This is a genomic window from Variovorax sp. E3, from assembly GCF_016082275.1.
Classification (GTDB): Bacteria; Pseudomonadota; Gammaproteobacteria; order Burkholderiales; family Burkholderiaceae_C; genus Variovorax.
The window spans coordinates 1-17,939 of record NZ_MOWM01000087.1 but is presented as its reverse complement, the minus strand read 5'-3'; the positions used below and the strand labels follow the sequence as shown (position 1 = coordinate 17,939).

The following is a 17,939-nucleotide window of genomic DNA, read 5'->3' as shown; positions in this document are numbered from 1 at the left end:
GGACTCCTTGAGACACGGTTGAAAAAACGGGGAGACGGGCGAACACTAGGGGTTCGGCGCCATCGCGGTGGCGATAGCGGCCGAAGGAACATCGGCGCGCACCAGCGGCGCGCCGTCGAGAAACTGCTCCGAGAAGTGGCAAGCCACCAGGCGCTCGTCGAGCATGCGCGGCAGCGGCCGCTCTTCGCGGCAACGCGGCGCCACATGCGGGCAGCGCGTGCTGAACACGCAGCCCGAAGGCGGGTTCAGCGGCGACGGCAGCTCGCCCTTGAGCACGATGCGCTGGCTGCTGAGCCCCGGCGTCGACGCCAGCAGTGCCTGCGTGTACGGGTGCAGCGGCCGCGCGAAGATGCGCGACTTGGGGCCTTGCTCCACCGCGTGGCCGAGGTACATCACGAGCACGTCATGCGCGATGTGGCGCACCACGCCCAGGTCGTGCGAAATGAAGAGGTACGCCAGCCCCAGCTCGGCCTGCAGGTCGGCCAGCAGGTTCAGCACCTGCGCCTGGATCGATACGTCGAGCGCCGACACCGGCTCGTCGGCCACCAGCAGGCGCGGGTTCAGCATCAGCGCGCGCGCGATGGCGATGCGCTGGCGCTGGCCGCCCGAGAACATGTGCGGATAGCGGTTGGCGTACTCGGGCCGCAGGCCCACGCGCGCGAGCATGTCGCGCGCTTGGTGGCGCGCTCCGCCTTGCCCATGGTGGTGTTGATGGCCAGCGGGTCTTCGAGCACCGTCGAAATCTTCTTGCGCGGGTTCAGCGAGCCGTAGGGGTTCTGGAACACCAGCTGCACGGCCTGCCGCAGCTCGCGCTTGCGCTCGGGCGGCGGGTTCACCGCGTCGGCGCCGACCAGCGTGAGCTGTCCCTGCGTGGGCTTCTCGATCAACGCGACCATGCGTGCCAGCGTCGACTTGCCGCAGCCCGATTCGCCGACCACGGCCAGCGTGCGCCCGCGTTCGATGCGAAACGAGATGTCGCCCACCGCGCGCAAGTGCGACGGCGCGCGGAACAACCCACGGCGGATGTCGTAGGTGCGCTGGAGGTTGCGCGCCTCCACGACCACTTCGGACGATTCGGACGATGCCTCGCTCATGCCTGCACCTCGGCCACGCGATACCTCGGCGGATCGCTTTCGATGGCCGCCTTGCGCCCCGGCTCGCCGAGCGGAAAGTGGCAGCGCACCTCCGCGCCCTGCGACTCGCGCAGCGCGGGCCGCACACGGCAGGCGCGCTCGGTGACGTAGCCGCAGCGCGGCGCGAACAGGCAGCCCTCCGGCCGGTCGTGCACGCCGGGCACCACGCCGCTGATAGTGGCGAGCCGGCCCTCGGGCGCGGCACGCTCGGGCAGCGCCGCGAGCAGCGCCTCGGTGTACGGATGCTGCGGCGACGCGAAGAGCCGGTCGACGCGCTGGTGCTCCATCACCTGCCCCGCGTACATCACGGCAATGCGCTGCGCCATCTCGCTGACCACGCCCATGTTGTGCGTGATGAGCACCAGCGCCATGCCGCGCTCCTTCTGCAGGTCCCGCAGCAGGTCGAGGATCTGCGCCTGGATGGTGACGTCGAGCGCGGTGGTCGGCTCGTCGGCAATCAGCAGGCGCGGGTTGCAGGCAATGGCCATCGCGATCATCACGCGCTGGTTCATGCCGCCCGAGAGCTGGTGCGGATAGCTGCCCAGGCGCGACGACGCGGCGGGAATGCCCACCTGCTCGAGCAGTTCGGTCGCGCGCTTCTTCGCCTCGCGCCTGTCGAGCTTCAGGTGCAGCCGCAGTGTCTCCATCAGCTGGAAGCCGATGGTGAAGCAGGGGTTCAGGCTGGTGGTCGGCTCCTGGAAGATCATCGCGACCTCCTTGCCGACCAGCGCGCGGCGCGCCTTGTCGGAGATGCCCAGCAGCTCCTTGCCCGCGAAGCGCATGTGCTCCGCGCGCACGCGGCCCGGAAAGCCGACGAGGCCCATCAGCGCCATCATCGTGACGCTCTTGCCCGAGCCCGATTCGCCGACGATGCCGAGCACCTCGCCTTCTTCGAGCGTGAGGCTCACGCCATCGACCGCATGCAGCACGCCGCCCTGCGTGGGGAACTCGACGTGCAGGTCTTTGATTTCAAGCAAAGGCATTTCTTTCGCTCCCTTGCTTCAGCGTTTGAGCTTGGGGTCGAGTGCGTCTCGCAGCCCGTCGCCCAGAAGATTGAAGGCCAGCACGGCCATGAGGATCGCCAGCCCCGGAAAGGTGACGACCCACCAGGCGCGCAGCACGAACTCGCGCGCGTCGGCCAGCATCGTTCCCCATTCGGGCGACGGCGGCTGCGCGCCGAGGCCGAGAAAGCCGAGTGCCGCCGCGTCGAGGATGGCGGTCGAGATGCCGAGCGAGGCCTGCACGATCAGCGGCGCGGCGCAGTTGGGCAGCACTTCGCGGAACATCAGGCGCAGCGTGCCGGCGCCGCTCACGCGCGCGGCCGTGACGTAGTCGCGCGAGACCTCGGCAATGACGGCGGCGCGCGTGATGCGCACGTAGTGCGGCAGCACCACGATGGCCACCGCGAGCATCGCGTTGACCAGCCCCGGCCCGAGAATGGCCACGATCACGATGGCCAGCAGCAGGCTCGGCAGCGTGAGCACGATGTCCATGAGCCGCATGATCGCGATCTCGAGCACGCCGCGAAAGAAGCCCGCGATGAGCCCGAGCACCACGCCCACGACCACCGACAGCGCCACCACCGCGACACCGATCGACAGCGACAGCCGCGCGCCGTACATGAGCCGCGAAAGAATGTCGCGCCCGATCGCATCGGTGCCCAGCAGGTAGCTCATGGAGCCGCCCTGCTGCCACGCGGGCGGCTGCAGGAAGACCGCGCTGTTGGTCTCGTTCGGCGCGTGCGGCGCGATCCACGGCGCGAACAGCGCGACCAGCAGCAGCACCACGATGGTCGCGAGCCCGATGACGGCGCCGCGATTGGCCGAGAAGGCCGTCCAGAACTCGCGCCAGGGGCCGGGGGGTGCGGGGCTCTTCGCGCCGCTGTTTGAAAGGGTGGGTGTGGTCGTCGCCATGCGTTCAGTCAGCGTCGGATGCGGGGATTGATGACGCCGTAGGCAACATCCACGAGCAGGTTGACCAGCATCACGATGGCGCCGAGCAGCAGCATGCCGCCCTGCAGCACCGGGTAGTCGCGCCGGCCGATGGCCTCGATGAGCCACTTGCCGACACCGGGCCAGGAGAAGATCGTCTCGGTAAGGATGGCGCCGGTGAACAGCACGCCCACCTGCAGCCCGATGACGGTCACCACCGGGATCAGCGCATTGCGCAGCGCATGCAGCCCGACGATGCGAAAGCGCGAAAGGCCCTTGGCGCGCGCGGTGCGGATGTAGTCCTCGCCGAGCACTTCGAGCATGGCCGAGCGCGTCATGCGCGCGATCACCGCGAGCGGCACGGTGCCGAGCACCACGGCCGGAAGAATCAGGTGGTGCAGCGCCGACCAGAAGGCGCCCGTGTCACCGGCACGCAGCGCGTCGATCAAGAGGAAGCCGGTCTCGGGCTCGATGTAGTACTGCACCGCGATGCGCCCCGACACGGGTGTCCACCCGAGCTGCACCGAGAAGAAAAGAATGAGCAGCAACCCCCACCAGAAAATGGGCATCGAGTAGCCGGTGAGCGACGTCGCCATCACACCGTGGTCGAAGATGGAGTTGCGCCGCACCGCCGCGAGGATGCCGGCCGGCAGGCCGAGCAGCAGCGCGAAAAGAATCGCGCAGACCGCGAGCTCGACGGTGGCGGGAAAGAGCGCGAGGAACTCGCTCATCACCGTGTCCTGCGTGATGAGCGACTTGCCCAGATCGCCGTGCAGCACGCGGCCGATGTAGATGCCGTACTGCACGATCACCGGCTTGTCGAAGCCGTAGGCGGTGCGCAGTTCGGCATGGCGCGCGGGGTCGATCCCGCGCTCGCCGGCCATGGTTTCGATGGGGTCACCCGGCACGAGCCGGATGAGGAAAAAAGCCAGCAGCGTCATGCCGATGAAGGTCGGCAGGAGCAGGCTTATGCGAGTGAAAATGAATCTGAACATCGACCCGCGAATATGCAAGATCGATGCCGTGGCCTACCCGGGCCGAACCCTTATTTTTTAACGTCTCTTAACTCTCGGCGCAGGATCTTGCCGACCGGTGTCTTCGGCATGTCCGTACGAAACTCTACGATTCGCGGTTGCTTGTAACCCGTAAGGTTTGCTCTGCAATATTCGCGCACCTGCGCTTCGGTGAGCGACGGATCTTTCTTCACGATCACGAGCTTCACGGCCTCGCCGGTCTTCTCGTCGGGCACGCCGACGGCCGCGCATTCGAGCACGCCCGGAATCATCGCGACCACGTCTTCGACTTCGTTCGGGTACACGTTGAAACCCGACACCAGGATCATGTCCTTCTTGCGGTCGACCACTTTGAAGTAGCCGCGCTCGTCGACCACGCCGATGTCGCCGCTCTTGAAGTAGCCGTCGGGCGTCATGACCTTGGCGGTCTCGTCGGGGCGTTGCCAGTAGCCGGCCATCACCTGCGGGCCCTTGATGGCGATTTCGCCGCGCTCGCCGGTGGGCACCTCGTTGCCTTCGTCGTCGAGCAGCTTGAGCCAGGTGCTCGGCAACGGCAGGCCGATGGTGCCGGTGTAGGCCTTGCTGTCGGTCGGATTGCAGGTGGTCGACGGCGAGGTCTCCGACAGGCCGTAGCCTTCGCAGATCGGGCAGCCGGTTTTCTCGAGCCAGAGCTTCGCGACCGCGGCCTGCACGGCCATGCCGCCGCCCACCGAGATCTTGAGGTTCTTCCAGTTGACGGTGTTGAAGTCGGGGTGGTTCGCCAGCCCGTTGAACAGCGTATTGACGGCCGGGAAGCTGTGGATGGTGTGCTTCGACAGTTCCTTCAGCACGCCCGGAATGTCGCGCGGATTCGGGATCAGGATCAGCTTGCCGCCCGTGCGCATGTTCAGCATCATGCCGACCGTGAACGCGAAGATGTGATAAAGCGGCAGCGCGCACACGCTGGTGGGCTGCTCGTTGGCCGGCACCTTGCCCATGGCCGGCAGGTTCCAGGCCTCGGACTGCAGCACGTTGGCGATCACGTTGCGATGCAGCAGCACCGCGCCCTTGGACACGCCGGTGGTGCCGCCGGTGTACTGCAGCACGGCCACGTCGTCAGGGCCGATGGCCACGGGCTTGACCGCGCCGCTGGCGCCCTTGTCGAGCGCGTCGTTGAAGCGCACCGCGCCGGGCAGGCTGAAGTGCGGCACCAGCTTCTTGACGTTGCGCACCACGTAGTTGACCAGCGCGCCCTTCAGGAAGCCCAGGCGATCGCCCATGGAGGCCAGCACGATGTGCTTGATCGGCGTGGCCGCGATGCACTGCTGCAGCGTGGTGCCGAAGTTCTCCATGATGATGATCGCCTTGCGCCCGAGTCCTTGAGCTGGTGCTCGAGTTCGCGCGGCGTGTACAGCGGGTTCACGTTGACCAGGATCAGGCCGGCGCGAAGAATGGCCGCGACCGCGATCGGGTACTGCGGGCAGTTGGGCATCATGGCCGCGACGCGGTCGCCCTTGACCAGGCCCAGGCCCTGCAGGTAGGCCGCGAAGGACTTGCTCTGCCGGTCGGTCTCGCCGTAGCTGATGTCCTTGCCCATGAAGCTGTAGGCCGTGCGGTCGGCGTACTTCTTGAAGCTCTCTTCCATGAGCGCGACCAGCGACGGGTACTGCGAGGCATCGATATCGGCGGGCACGCTCTGCGGGTAGCTGCTGAGCCAGGGACGATCGGTCATTGGTTTTGTCTCCTCCGGGAGTCGGAATGTTGAAAACGAAAACGGCGCACGAAGTGGCGCCGCGAGGAACTCGCCCGCCGAGCGGGCACGGACCTTCGGCCTATTCGATGGCCTTGCCCATATCTTCCACTACTTTTTGGCATCGCCAAAGACCATCATGGTCTTGTCCATGTAGAACAACTCGTTGTCCAGGCCCGCGTAGCCCGCGGCCATGGAGCGCTTGTTCACGATCACGGTCTTGGCCTTGTAGGCTTCCAGAATGGGCATGCCGTAGATCGGGCTGCCCTTGGTGTGCGCGGCCGGGTTCACCACGTCGTTGGCGCCCAGGATGATCGCCACGTCGGCCTGGCCGAACTCGCCGTTGATGTCTTCCATCTCGAACACCTGGTCGTAGGGCACCTCGGCCTCGGCCAGCAGCACGTTCATGTGGCCGGGCATGCGCCCCGCCACCGGGTGGATGGCGTACTTCACGGTGATGCCCTTGTCGGTGAGCTTCTGCGCGAGCTCCTTGACCGCGTGCTGCGCGCGCGCCACCGCCAGGCCGTAGCCCGGCACGATGACCACGGTCTCGGCATTGCCGAGCACGAAGGCCGCGTCGTCGGCACTGCCGGTCTTCACGGGGCGCTGCTCCTTGGCGCCGCCGGTGGCCGTGGCCGCCTCGCCGCCGAAGCCGCCCAGGATCACGTTGAAGAACGAGCGGTTCATGGCCTTGCACATGATGTAGCTCAGGATCGCGCCCGACGAGCCCACCAGCGAACCGGCCACGATCAGCATCGCGTTGTTCAGGCTGAAGCCGATGCCCGCCGCCGCCCAGCCCGAGTAGCTGTTGAGCATCGACACCACCACCGGCATGTCGGCCCCGCCGATCGGGATGATGATGAGCACGCCCATCACGAAGGCCAGCGCCAGCATCGCGAAGAACGCCGTCCAGCTCTCGGTGGCCACGAACAGCAGGCCCAGCGCGATGGTCAGCAGGCCCAGCACCAGGTTCAGCATGTGCTGGCCCTTGAACTGCACCGGCGCGCCCTGGAACAGGCGGAACTTGTACTTGCCCGAGAGCTTGCCGAAGGCGATGACCGAGCCGCTGAAGGTGATCGCGCCGATGGCCGCGCCCAGGAACAGTTCGAGCCGGTTGCCGTAGGGAATGGCGTAGCGCACGAAGCCGTCGAGCACCACGGCGCCGTCGGGCGTTACCGCGCCGATGAGCGCGGCCGCCGGCGCGGCGGTGATGCCGAAGGCCCAGGGCTCGGCCACGGCAGCCACGCCGATGAACACCGCCGCCAGGCCGATCATGCTGTGCATGAACGCCACCAGCTCGGGCATCTTGGTCATCTCGACCTTGTTGGCCATGAAGGCGCCCAGGCCGCCGCCGACGACCACGGCCGCCAGCACGTAGCCGATGCCCGCGCCGAAGTCGACGTTCAGCGAACGCGCCTGCCCGTGGATCAGCGCGATGGTGGTCAGCACGGCGATCGCCATGCCGGTCATGCCGAAGATGTTGCCGCGGATCGAGGTGGTGGGATGGGACAGGCCCTTCAGGGCCTGGATGAAGCAGACGCTGGCAACCAGGTACAGCAGCGTGACGAGGTTCATGCTCACTTGGCGACCCCCTCTTCAGCCTTGGACGCGCCCGGGGCGACCTTCTTGTCTTTCTTCTTGAACATCTCCAGCATCCGGCGCGTGACCAGGAAGCCGCCGAACACATTCACCGCCGCCAGCGCCACGGCCAGCACGCCCATGGTCTTGCCCAGCGGCGTGGTGGTGAGCGCGGCCGCCAGCATGGCGCCCACGATCACGATGGCCGAGATGGCGTTGGTCACCGCCATCAGCGGCGTGTGCAGCGCGGGCGTGACGGTCCACACCACGTGGTAGCCCACGTAGATGGCCAGCACGAAGATGATCAGGTTGATGACGGTATGGGATACGGGATCCATGTTTTCTTCTCCTCGCGTGTTTGTTCGCTGGGGTCTGGGCTCTGTCAGAGCTTCTTGACTTCGTTGATGCGGTTGGCCTCGCCAAGCAGCACCACCTTGGGCTTGTAGTCCGCGGCTTCGGCCTCGGTCATGGGGGCGTAGGTGCAGATGATGAGCAGGTCGCCCACATGCGCCTTGCGCGCCGCCGCGCCGTTGAGCGAGATAGCGCCCGATCCGCGCGCCGCCTTGATGATGTAGGTCGAGAAGCGCTCGCCGTTGTTGACGTTGTACAGCTCGATCTTTTCGTACTCGCGCATGTCGGCCGCGTCGAGCAGGTCTTCGTCGATGCCGCACGAGCCTTCGTAGTGCAGGTCGGCTTCGGTCACGGTGGCGCGATGCAGCTTCGCGCGAAGCATGGTGCGATTCATGAAGCGGCAGCCTGCTCTTACTTGCGCGTGACCTGGCCGTCGGCCGTGACGCGGCAGGCGGCGACGATGTCGTCCTCCAGGTCGATCTTCAGCGCGCCCTCCTTGGTGACGATCAGCTTGAGGAAGTCGAGCACGTTGCGCGCGTACAGCGCCGAGGCATCGGCCGCCACCAGCGCCGCGAGGTTGGTCTCGCCCACGATGGTCACGCCGTGCTTGACCACGGTCTTGTCGGCCTCCGACAGCGGGCAGTTGCCGCCCACGCCACCATCGGCGTTGACAGGCCCCTTGCCCGCGGCGATGTCGACGATGACCGAGCCCGGCTTCATGGCCTTGACCATGTCCTCGGTGATGAGCGTGGGCGCGGCGCGCCCCGGGATGAGCGCGGTGCTGATGACGATGTCGGCCAGCGCCACGCGCTTGGCCACCTCGACCTGCTGGCGCGCCAGCCAGCTCGCGGGCATGGGCTTGGCGTAACCGCCGACGCCGACAGCGGCTTCTTTTTCTTCGTCGGTGTCGTAGGACACCTCGATGAACTTGCCGCCCAGCGATTCGATCTGCTCCTTCACGCTCGGGCGAACGTCGGAAGCCTCGATGACGGCGCCTAGGCGCTTGGCCGTGGCAATGGCCTGCAGGCCCGCCACGCCCACGCCGAGGATCACCACGCGCGCGGCCTTCACGGTGCCGGCGGCGGTCATGAGCATCGGGAAGAAGCGCTGGTATTTGTCGGCCGCGATCATCACGGCCTTGTAGCCGGCGATGTTGGCCTGCGAGCTGAGCACGTCCATGCTCTGGGCGCGGGTGGTGCGCGGCGCGGCTTCGAGCGCGAAGCCCGTGACGCCGGCCGAGGCCAGGCGCTGCAGGCCGCGGCGTCGAAGGGGTTCAGCATGCCGATGACGACGGCGCCGGACTTCAGCAGCGCGGTCTCCGCATCGGTGGGCGTGCGCACCTTGAGCACCAGGTCGCACCGAAGGCGCCGGCCTGGTCGGTGATTTCCGCGCCCGCGGCCTGGTAGGCCGCATCGGTCACGCTGGCCGCGATGCCAGCCCCCGACTGCACACGCACCGTGTGCCCTGAGGCGGACAGTTTCTTCACCGTCTCAGGTGTTACGGCCACTCGGGTTTCGCCAGCCAGTGTCTCGGCAGGCACGCCTATCAGCATAGAGATCTCCTCAGAGCAAGGGGGCACACGGAATGCGGGCAGAGCTTACAGCAAGATTACAGACACCCGCTGTCGCGCAAATGCTCTGGCGCTTAGCCTCGCGAAAGCCCATGAATGCTCATGGATCAGCTATTCAATTCATAGCGAATCGGGGTGCTCGACAACGCCCCTCGCATCGGCGCCGAGCGCTGTGAGGACGCCCGCCGACGTCACTTTTCGGCCCATGGGCGCCCCCTGAAATGTTGACACGTCAACAAAACACTCGCCTTCCCAAATATCCGCATTTGTATTCAACTGTAGTTAATTGTCTCGACATTTCTTTATAAAAATAAGAAATGCGTGCATTAGTTGCACCTCCGATTCTTTACGTTAGTCGCAGATAGATACACTTCCAGTCAATCGCCCGCTCACTGAGGTTGGCGAAGGGAGGAAGAAGGGGATGGAATGCGTATAGCTGTGCTCGACGATGGCCCGGACCAGCTCCGGCTCATCAATCAAACGATGGTGACACTCGGGCATGAGTGCCACACCTTTACCGAAGGAAAGACGTTGCTGCAGGCGCTGCGCCGGCAAACCTTCGACCTGCTGATCCTCGACTGGAGCCTGCCCGACATGACGGGGCCCGACGTGGTGAAGAGCATCCGCCGCGAACTCAAGAGCCGTCTTCCCATTCTTTTCGTGACCGACCGGCGCGACGAAGCCGACATGGTCGAGGGGCTCAACGCCGGCGCCGACGACTTCATGGCCAAGCCCATCCGCGCGGGCGAGCTCGAAGCCCGCGTCAATGCGCTGCTGCGCCGCTCGTACCCCGCGCGCCACGAGGCGGAGCTGGTGTTCGGCCCTTATCACTTCTATCCGCCGTCGCGCATCCTGAAGGTCCGGGGCGCCCAGGTCGAGCTGAAGAACCGCGAATACGAACTGGCGCTTTTCCTGTTCCAGAACCTCGGGCGGCTGCTGTCGCGCGAGCACCTGCACGAAGCCGTGTGGGGGCTGGGCATCGAGGCGCTGTCGCGCTCGCTCGACACCCATATCTCGCGCCTGCGCACCAAGCTCGAACTGCGGCCTTCCAACGGCTTCCTGCTGCTGGCCATCTACGGGCTGGGCTACCGGCTGGAAACGATCGACGAAAACGTGCTGCCCAAGGTCGGCGGCATGCGCTGAGCCCGCGCGTTCGCCCGGAGCTTCGGGGAATCTCTGGCCCGCTACAGTCTCCAACGGTCTTTGAACGCATCGAAACGAGACGAATGAATCCCACGATCAGGCTGCTGCTCGCCGCCGCGTTGCTCTGGAGCTGGATCGGTCCGGCGGCCGCACAGGAAGTCGAGGCCAGCGACATGGTGCGGGGCGGCATGCAGGCGATCCAGATGATCGACCAGGGCAAGGCCGGCGAACTCTGGGACGGCGCCACGCCCGCCACCCGCAAGCGCGTGCCGCGCGCCGACTTCACCGGCCAGGTCGCGAGCAGCCGCGCGCCGCTCGGTGCGCCGCGCATGCGCACCTGGGTCGCGGTCAACCGCCAGGTCGTGACCGACCCCGACGGCGACACCGCCGGCCAGTACGTGAGCATCGAATACGAAACCCGCTTCGCGAACAGGCCCGAGAACACGCTGCGCGAACTCGTGAGCTTTCACCTCGACCGCGACCGCATGTGGCGCTTCAGCGGCTACGTGCTGCGATAAACAGGCAAGACAACAATGGCTGCTTCCGCACGCTGGAAACCCAATGTCACCGTGGCCGCGGTGATCGAACGCAACGGCCGCTTCCTGCTGGTCGAAGAGCAAGCCGGCGACGGCTTGCGGCTCAACACGCCGGCCGGGCACCTGGACCCCGGCGAATCCCCGGCCGAGGGCTGCGCGCGCGAAACGCTCGAGGAAACCGCTCACCATTTCACCCCGACGGCGCTCATCGGCGTCTACATGGCGCGCTCACGGCCGGTGGCCGAGCGCGGCGAAGACGTTACCTACATGCGCTTCGCCTTCACGGGCACGCTGGGCGCTTTCGAGGAAGGCCGTGCGCTCGACGACGGCATCGTGCGCACCCTGTGGATGACGCCCGACGAAATCCGCGCCAGCGTGGCGCGGCATCGCAGCCCGCTGCTGCTGCAGTGCGTCGAAGACTACCTGGCCGGCAAGCGCTACCCGCTCGAACTCGTGCAGGTCGACGCGTCGGTGCGCTCGGCGCCCTGAATCAGACGATGACGCCGCCGCCCAGGCAGCGTTCGCCGTCGTACAGCACGGCCGACTGGCCCGGCGTCACCGCCCACTGCGGATCACCGAAGCGCAGGCTGAACGCCTCGCCGGCCTCACCCGCTCCCATCTCGCAAGCCGCATCCGCCTGCCGGTAGCGCGCCTTCGAGCCGTAGCGCCCGGCGACGGGCGCCTCGCCCGACACCCAGCTCGCATCGTCCGCCTTCAGCGCCGACGACAGCAGCCACGGGTGGTCGTGCCCCTGCACCACCCACAGCGTGTTCTTCTCGACGTCCTTGCGCGCCACGAACCACGGCGAATGGTCGCCCGAGCCGCGCTGCGCGCCCTTTTCCTTCACGCCGCCGATGCCCAGCCCCTGCCGCTGTCCCAGCGTGTAGAAGCTCAGCCCCTGGTGCTCGCCCAGCTTGCGGCCCCGGTCGTCCTTGATCGGGCCCGGTTCCTTGGAGATGTAGCGGTTGAGAAAGTCGCGAAACGGCCGCTCGCCGATGAAGCAGATGCCCGTCGAGTCCTTCTTCTTCGCGTTCGGCAGCCCGATTTCTTCCGCGATGCGGCGCACCTCGGTCTTGTGCAGTTCGCCGACCGGGAACAGCGTCTTCGACAGCTGCGCCTGGTTCAGCCGGTGCAGGAAGTAGCTCTGGTCCTTCGAGTTGTCGAGCCCCTTGAGCAGCTCGTGCTTGCCCGTGGCCTCGTTCAACCGCACGCGGGCGTAGTGCCCGGTGGCGATCTTCTCGGCGCCCAGCCGCATGGCGTGGTCCAGAAAGGCCTTGAACTTGATCTCGGCGTTGCACAGCACGTCGGGGTTGGGCGTGCGGCCGGCCTTGTATTCGCGCAGGAACTCGGCGAACACGCGGTCCTTGTAGTCGGCCGCGAAGTTGACGTGCTCGATCTCGATGCCCAGCACATCGGCCACGCTGGCCGCGTCGATGAAGTCGATGTTCGACGAGCAGTATTCGCTGTCGTCGTCGTCTTCCCAGTTCTTCATGAAGATGCCGACCACCTCGTGCCCCTGCTTCTTGAGCAGGTGCGCCGTGACCGCGGAGTCCACTCCGCCGCTCAGTCCCACCACGATCCGTTGCTTTGCCATAAGCCCGCCATTGTCCCAGCCTCGCGGTAGGGGCTGGCGGCGTGTGGGAAATCGGGAAAACCCCTGTCGCCGGCTTGTCAGCGCCCACTCCACGATGCGAAAGCCCGGCGCTACAGTGACTCCAACACAGCGGAGACAAGACGCATGGCCATCCCTTCCCCCGCCGCATCGTCCGGCGACGCCACCCCCTGGACGCGCAACTACCCGCCCGGCATGCGCTGGGACGCCGACTTGCCCGTCAAGCCGGTGCAGCAGATGCTCGACGAGGCCGTCGCGCGCTGGCCCGACCACTCGGCCGTCGAGTTCATGGGCCAGTCCCTGACCTACCGCCAGCTCGGCGCGGCGGTCGACCGCGCCGCCAAGGGCCTGCAGGACCTGGGCGTGAAGCCCGGCGTGCACGTGGGCCTCTATCTGCCCAACACGCCCCACTACCCCATTGCCTTCTTCGCCGTGCTCAAGGCCGGCGGCACGGTGGTGAACTATTCGCCGCTCGATGCCGAGCGCGTGCTGGCCCACAAGATCGAGGACAGCCGCACCGACATCCTCGTCACGCTCGACCTCGTCAACCTCTATCCGCTGATGGCGCGGCTGCTCGACAACTCGCGCCTGAAGACGCTGGTGGTCGGCAGCCTCGGCGACTACGGCGCGATGGGCGACAAGGTGCAGGCGCAGTTGCAGGCGGCCGGCCAGATCGCGCCCGTGCCCGTCGACGCGCGCCACGTGCGCTTCACCGACCTGCTCAAGAGCGAAGGCACGCACCAGACGCATCCGCTCGGCGACCTGGCCGAAGAGATCGTGGTGCTGCAGTACACCGGCGGCACCACCGGCCTGCCCAAGGGCGCGATGCTCACGCACGCCAACCTCACCTCGGCGTCGGCGCAGTACTACGAGTCGACCAAGGGCGATCCGCCGATCCTGGCCGAAGGCGCCGAACGCTTCCTGGTGGTGCTGCCGCTCTTTCACATCTTCGCGCTCAGCGCCGCGATGCTGCTGGGCGTGCGCCTGGGCGCGGCGCTGGTACTGCACACGCGCTTCGACGTCGACGCGGTGATGAACGAACTCGCGGCCAGCAAGATCAGCGTGTTCCCCGGCGTGCCGACGATGTACACCGCCATCCTTTCGCACCCCAAGGCGAAGGAGATGGACCTGCGTTCGCTCAAGTTCTGCGGCTCGGGCGGTGCGCCGCTGCCGGTGGAAGTGGAGCAGCGCTTCTTCGAACTCACCGGCTGCCACCTGAACGAAGGCTGGGGCATGACCGAGACCTCGCCGGTGGGCACCTTCACGCCCGCGCGCGGCGTGCGCAAGGCGGGCTCGTGCGGCATGCCGCTGCCGCGGGTGCGCATCAAGCTCATGAGCCTGGACGACCCGACCAAAGACGTCACCGCGTTCGGCGAAGCGGGCGAGCTGTGCGTCCAGGGGCCGAACGTGATGAAGGGCTACTGGAACAACCCCCAGGCCACCGCCGAGTCGATGACGGCCGACGGCTACTTCCGCAGCGGCGACGTCGCGAAGATGGACGCCGACGGCTACTTCTACATCGTCGACCGCACCAAGGACATGCTGCTGTGCGGCGGCTACAACGTCTACCCGCGCGTGCTGGAGGAAGCGGTGTACGAGCACCCCGCCGTGGCCGAGGTCTGCGTGATCGGCATCCCCGACGACTACCGCGGCCAGTCGCCCAAGGCCTTCGTGAAGCTGAAGGAAGCGCGAGCGACCTGACGCTCGATGCGCTCAAGACTTTCCTGAAGGACCGCCTGGGCAAGCACGAGATGATCGGCGCGCTGGAGATCCGCGCCGAGCTGCCCAAGACCGCCGTGGGCAAGCTCTCGAAGAAAGACCTCGTGGACGAGGAAGCCCGCAAGCGGGCCGCCTGACGGGCCTTGCTTACTGCTTCGCGGCCTGGCCGAACGCCCCGGCCAGCAGCTCGTAGGAGCGCAGCCGCGCGGCGTGGTCGAACACCTGCGAGGTGATCATGAGTTCGTCGGCGCCGGTGCGCGCGACGAACGCTTCCACGCCCTTCTTCACCGTCTCGACCGAGCCGACGGCGGAGCACGACAGCACCGAGTCGAGCAGCGCGTTCTCCGCCGGGCCGACCTTCTGGCGGTAGTTTTCCACCGGCGGCGGCAGGCGCCCCGGACGGCCGCTGCGCAGGTTCACGAAGGCCTGCTGCCACGAGGTGGCGCGAAACTCGGCCTCTTCGTCGGTGTCGGCCGCGAACACGTTGAAGCCCAGCATCACGTACGGCTTGCGCAACTGCGCCGAGGGCTTGAAGGTCTCGCGGTAGATCTGGATGGCCTGCATGATCTGCTGCGGCGCGAAGTGCGAGGCAAAGGCATAGGGCAGCCCCAGGTGCGCCGCGAGCTGCGCGCCGAAGGTGCTGGAGCCCAGGATCCACACCGGCACTTCGAGCCCCGCGCCGGGCACGGCGCGCACCGCCTGCTGCGGGTTCTTCGACATGAAGTCCATCAGCTCGACCACGTCCTGCGGGAACTGGTCCGAATCCGATTCGAGGTTGCGGCGCAGTGCGCGCGCGGTGCGCTGGTCGGAGCCTGGCGCGCGGCCCAGGCCCAGGTCGACGCGGCCCGGGTACAGCGACTCGAGCGTGCCGAACTGCTCGGCAATCACCAGCGGCGAATGGTTCGGCAGCATCACGCCGCCGGCGCCGATGCGGATGGTCGAGGTGCCCGCGCCCACATACGACAGCAGCACCGCCGTGGCCGCGCTCGCGATGCCCGGCATGCCGTGGTGCTCGGCCAGCCAGTAGCGCGTGTAGCCGAGCTTCTCGCCGTGCTGCGCGAGCGAGAGCGAGTTGCGGAACGACTGCGCGGCGTCGCTTCCCTCGGTGATCGGGGAGAGGTCGAGGATCGATAACGGAATCATGGCGCGATCATGGCGCGAACCGCCCAACGCCGTCACGCGAGGGGCTATTCGGTTTGGTATAGCGTGGTCACGCTCGCGAAGTCGCGGCCGTTCTGCTCCACGTTCACCTGGAACGGCACGCTCTCGCCCGGCGCGATGGCCGGCAGGTTCTCCACCAGCTTGAAGCCCGTGAGCTGCCCGTTGCGGTCGCGCAGGCTCACCCACAGCCGCGCCTTGCCGACGATGCCGGTGCCCGGGTTCTTCACGCTGCCCGTCACTTCCACGCTCTTGTAGGTGAAGCGCTGGCTGAAGTTGAGCAGCACGCTGCCGGTCTCGGCCCGGGTGCCCGTCACCTTCACCTCCAGCGGCTTGCGCGGGCCCGGCATGGCGGCGCGGCGCATCGGCTTCCATTCGATGCGGGTCTCGGTCAGGCGCTCCATGTCTTCGGGCTCCAGAAAGATCGGAAAGCGCTCGCCCGGGTACAGGTACGCCAGCCCCGAGATATTGGTCGTGCCGCGCGCCTTGCTGCCGCTGAAGCGCGAGATCACGCCGCCCGGCGCCAGCACGATCGCGTCGGTGCTGCGGTTCACCAGCTCCGTGAGGAACAGCCGCTGCTGGATGTTGTTGCGCCCGTCGATCAGCGGCAGCAGCTCCAGCTGCTTGGCGTCGAAGCGCTCGCTGTCGCCGGCCAGCAGGTCGTCGGTGCCCAGCCGCAGCTCGGGGTTGAAGCTCTCCGGGCCGCCGGCCACGCGGATCACGCGGTCGGCGCTCAGCACCGGCGTGCGCGCGCCCGAGGCCTCGACCTTGCTGTAGCCGATGCGGTAGTCCCATGCCGCGATGGCGGCCGCGCGGCCGAAGCGCGCGATGCTCACGTCGACCGAGGTCTGCGCGCCGGGGCGGACCTCGTTGGCCTGCCCGTAGCCGTGGCCGATGCCGATCACCTGGCCGGCGTCGTCGTACAGCGTGGCCAGCACCTCGATGCCGCCGATCACGGTGTCGTCGGTGCGCGCGTTGCCCACGCGGCCCACCAGCCGCACGCGCTCGCCCTGCTGCACCAGCCGCACGCGCGAGAACTGCAGGCGCGGCCCCTCGACCGCGTCGTAGGGCTCGGCCAGCTTCTGCACGCGCGCTTCCTGCCGCGTGATGTTCTTGCCGCTCGGCATGTCGATCAGGGCGGGCGCGCTTTCGCCGGGCTGCAGCACGGAGATCGGCACCATCTCGCTGCGCTCGTCGATGCGCGAATCGCCGTCGTAGTAGGTGGCGCGAATGCCGGCGCGCGACAGCGGCTTGCCGGTTTCGTTGCGCGCCACCACCAACAACTTGGGCATGGCCGAAGTGCCGCTGCCCACCAGCACCTGGCGCGGCTCGTTGAGCTTCACGCCGTCGGTTGGAATGGTGCGGTCGACCACGGCGGCGGCCACGGCGCGCGTTGCGCGGGCATCGCGCGCCTCGGGGGCCTTGCGCGCATCGAAGAACACCCCGACGAGCCGCCCCACCAGCACCACGCCGAGCACCACGATCACGCCGATGCCGATCTTGCGCAGCATCAGCTTCTGCCTGAGCGCTTCTTCGGCGGCCAGCCGGCGGCCGGCTTCGTTCTTCACCTGTTCGAGCACGCGCTCGAGCCGGTCCGACACCTTGTCCTCGACCAGCGTGACCGAGCCGCAGTGGTCGCAGGTGTACTCGTTCAGGCCCGTGCGCTTGAGCACGCTGCTGCCGCATTCGCCGCACTTGAGCGTCTGGAGATCGATGGTCATGAAGTGCCTGTTCCGTGTTCTTCTTGTGGCGTCGCGCTACCAGTCGAAAGCGTCCGCGATGTGGCCCGCCTCCCGGGTGCCGCCGAGCAGCGGCGCGAGCCGCTCGACCAGCCGCGCGCGATGCAGCGGATTGACGGCGCAGTCCTCGAGCAGCGCGTCGTCGCCCGCCTCTTCCCAGACCTGGCCGATGGTGCCCAGGCACGCGGCCATCTCGAGGATGTCGGCAAAGATCGGCTCGTCGTCCTGCCACGCGCCCGCGCCGTGGAAGGCGAACTGTATCGCGCCGGTGCGCAGGTCGAAGATGAACGGGTCCGCGCCTTGGTCGGCCACCACCAGCCAGTGGTCGGGCCAGCCGGCCAGGCGCTCGCCGGTGATGCCGTGCCAGCGGTAGCCGGCCTGCAACTGCCACAGGCGCGCCAGCGGCGGAATGCTGAACTCGTTGCCGGCGGTCGGGATCGAGAGGCCCGCATGGCCCACCCGGTCGTTGACCCACGGGCCGAGCGGACCGACCTGCGCGTAGAAGGTCTCGATGGCCGGCGGCAGCGCGATGTCGCCGCGCCAGTGTTCGGCGGCGGACTGCGGCGCCAGCGCGCCATGGGGAGCCAGGGCCGCGCGGGCCTGTTCGATCGATGCCATGTGTTCTCCGTTCAGGGGGCGCAGGCGGCTTGCAGCGCGGCGCGCAGGGCGGCCACGTCGCCCGGCACGACTTCGGTCACGCCCGGCAGGCCGGCGAGGCCGCAGGCGG

Annotated in this window: 14 protein-coding genes and 3 pseudogenes; 4 read left to right on the top strand and 13 right to left on the bottom strand. The window is 67.4% G+C overall.

Going from position 1 to position 17,939, the window contains the following annotated elements; genetic code table 11:
- Window positions 1-45: 45 nt before the first annotated feature.
- The 9 genes and pseudogenes from BMG07_RS25315 to BMG07_RS25275 all read right to left on the bottom strand — a co-directional run bounded on the left by BMG07_RS25315 (window position 46) and on the right by BMG07_RS25275 (window position 9,287).
- A pseudogene (locus tag BMG07_RS25315) lies at window positions 46-1,094 on the bottom strand (dipeptide ABC transporter ATP-binding protein).
- Entirely contained in the window at window positions 1,091-2,116 is a 1,026-nt protein-coding gene (locus BMG07_RS25310; RefSeq protein ID WP_198086850.1) for an ABC transporter ATP-binding protein, read from the bottom strand. Before BMG07_RS25310 ends, BMG07_RS25315 begins: the two are co-directional and overlap by 4 nt.
- A gap of 18 nt (window positions 2,117-2,134) precedes the next feature.
- The gene (locus BMG07_RS25305) at window positions 2,135-3,046 is read right to left on the bottom strand and encodes an ABC transporter permease subunit (RefSeq protein ID WP_198086849.1); all 912 of its coding nucleotides are present in this window, start codon (window positions 3,044-3,046) and stop codon (window positions 2,135-2,137) included.
- A gap of 8 nt (window positions 3,047-3,054) precedes the next feature.
- Window positions 3,055-4,059, bottom strand: coding sequence for an ABC transporter permease subunit (locus BMG07_RS25300; RefSeq protein WP_198086848.1), 1,005 nt, complete (start codon window positions 4,057-4,059; stop codon window positions 3,055-3,057).
- 50 nt (window positions 4,060-4,109) lie between these two features.
- Window positions 4,110-5,788: pseudogene (locus tag BMG07_RS25295) on the bottom strand (long-chain-fatty-acid--CoA ligase).
- Window positions 5,789-5,917: 129 nt separating this feature from the next.
- Entirely contained in the window at window positions 5,918-7,387 is a 1,470-nt protein-coding gene (locus BMG07_RS25290) for an NAD(P)(+) transhydrogenase (Re/Si-specific) subunit beta (protein WP_374221316.1), read from the bottom strand.
- Complete coding sequence (locus BMG07_RS25285; RefSeq protein ID WP_198086847.1) at window positions 7,384-7,722, bottom strand: NAD(P) transhydrogenase subunit alpha; 339 nt, start codon at window positions 7,720-7,722, stop codon at window positions 7,384-7,386. The genes BMG07_RS25290 and BMG07_RS25285 overlap by 4 nt, the downstream gene beginning before the upstream one ends.
- 44 nt (window positions 7,723-7,766) lie before the next feature.
- Window positions 7,767-8,129 (bottom strand): aspartate 1-decarboxylase, encoded by a 363-nt coding sequence (gene panD / locus BMG07_RS25280; RefSeq protein ID WP_198086846.1) that lies wholly within the window; start codon window positions 8,127-8,129, stop codon window positions 7,767-7,769.
- Window positions 8,130-8,146: 17 nt separating this feature from the next.
- A pseudogene (locus BMG07_RS25275) lies at window positions 8,147-9,287 on the bottom strand (Re/Si-specific NAD(P)(+) transhydrogenase subunit alpha).
- A gap of 444 nt (window positions 9,288-9,731) precedes the next feature.
- Here BMG07_RS25275 and BMG07_RS25270 point away from each other — a divergent pair.
- The 3 genes from BMG07_RS25270 (at window position 9,732) to BMG07_RS25260 (ending at window position 11,473) form a co-directional block, all read left to right on the top strand.
- A complete protein-coding gene (locus BMG07_RS25270) occupies window positions 9,732-10,448 on the top strand; it encodes a response regulator transcription factor (protein WP_198086845.1) in 717 nt (238 codons plus the stop codon).
- An 83-nt stretch (window positions 10,449-10,531) separates the two neighbouring features.
- Window positions 10,532-10,966 carry a DUF4019 domain-containing protein gene (locus tag BMG07_RS25265; RefSeq protein ID WP_198086844.1) on the top strand — a complete coding sequence of 145 codons (435 nt, stop codon included), beginning with the start codon at window positions 10,532-10,534 and terminating at the stop codon, window positions 10,964-10,966.
- Between the two features lie 15 nt (window positions 10,967-10,981).
- Entirely contained in the window at window positions 10,982-11,473 is a 492-nt protein-coding gene (locus BMG07_RS25260; protein ID WP_198086843.1) for an NUDIX hydrolase, read from the top strand.
- Window position 11,474: 1 nt separating this feature from the next.
- On the opposite strand, the gene mnmA is transcribed toward BMG07_RS25260, so the two are convergent.
- Complete coding sequence (mnmA, locus tag BMG07_RS25255; protein ID WP_198086842.1) at window positions 11,475-12,578, bottom strand: tRNA 2-thiouridine(34) synthase MnmA; 1,104 nt, start codon at window positions 12,576-12,578, stop codon at window positions 11,475-11,477.
- Between the two features lie 144 nt (window positions 12,579-12,722).
- On the opposite strand from mnmA, the gene BMG07_RS25250 reads away from it, so the two are divergent.
- A complete protein-coding gene (locus BMG07_RS25250) occupies window positions 12,723-14,297 on the top strand; it encodes a long-chain fatty acid--CoA ligase (RefSeq protein ID WP_269759372.1) in 1,575 nt (524 codons plus the stop codon).
- A 165-nt stretch (window positions 14,298-14,462) separates the two neighbouring features.
- On the opposite strand, the gene BMG07_RS25245 is transcribed toward BMG07_RS25250, so the two are convergent.
- From BMG07_RS25245 to BMG07_RS25235, 3 genes are read right to left on the bottom strand one after another with little or no spacing between them, the layout of a single operon-like run.
- Window positions 14,463-15,458 (bottom strand): LLM class flavin-dependent oxidoreductase, encoded by a 996-nt coding sequence (locus BMG07_RS25245; RefSeq protein WP_198086841.1) that lies wholly within the window; start codon window positions 15,456-15,458, stop codon window positions 14,463-14,465.
- A 44-nt stretch (window positions 15,459-15,502) separates the two neighbouring features.
- Complete coding sequence (locus BMG07_RS25240) at window positions 15,503-17,194, bottom strand: FxLYD domain-containing protein (RefSeq protein WP_198086840.1); 1,692 nt, start codon at window positions 17,192-17,194, stop codon at window positions 15,503-15,505.
- 36 nt (window positions 17,195-17,230) lie between these two features.
- Window positions 17,231-17,830, bottom strand: coding sequence for a hypothetical protein (locus tag BMG07_RS25235; RefSeq protein WP_198086839.1), 600 nt, complete (start codon window positions 17,828-17,830; stop codon window positions 17,231-17,233).
- Window positions 17,831-17,939: the final 109 nt, after the last annotated feature.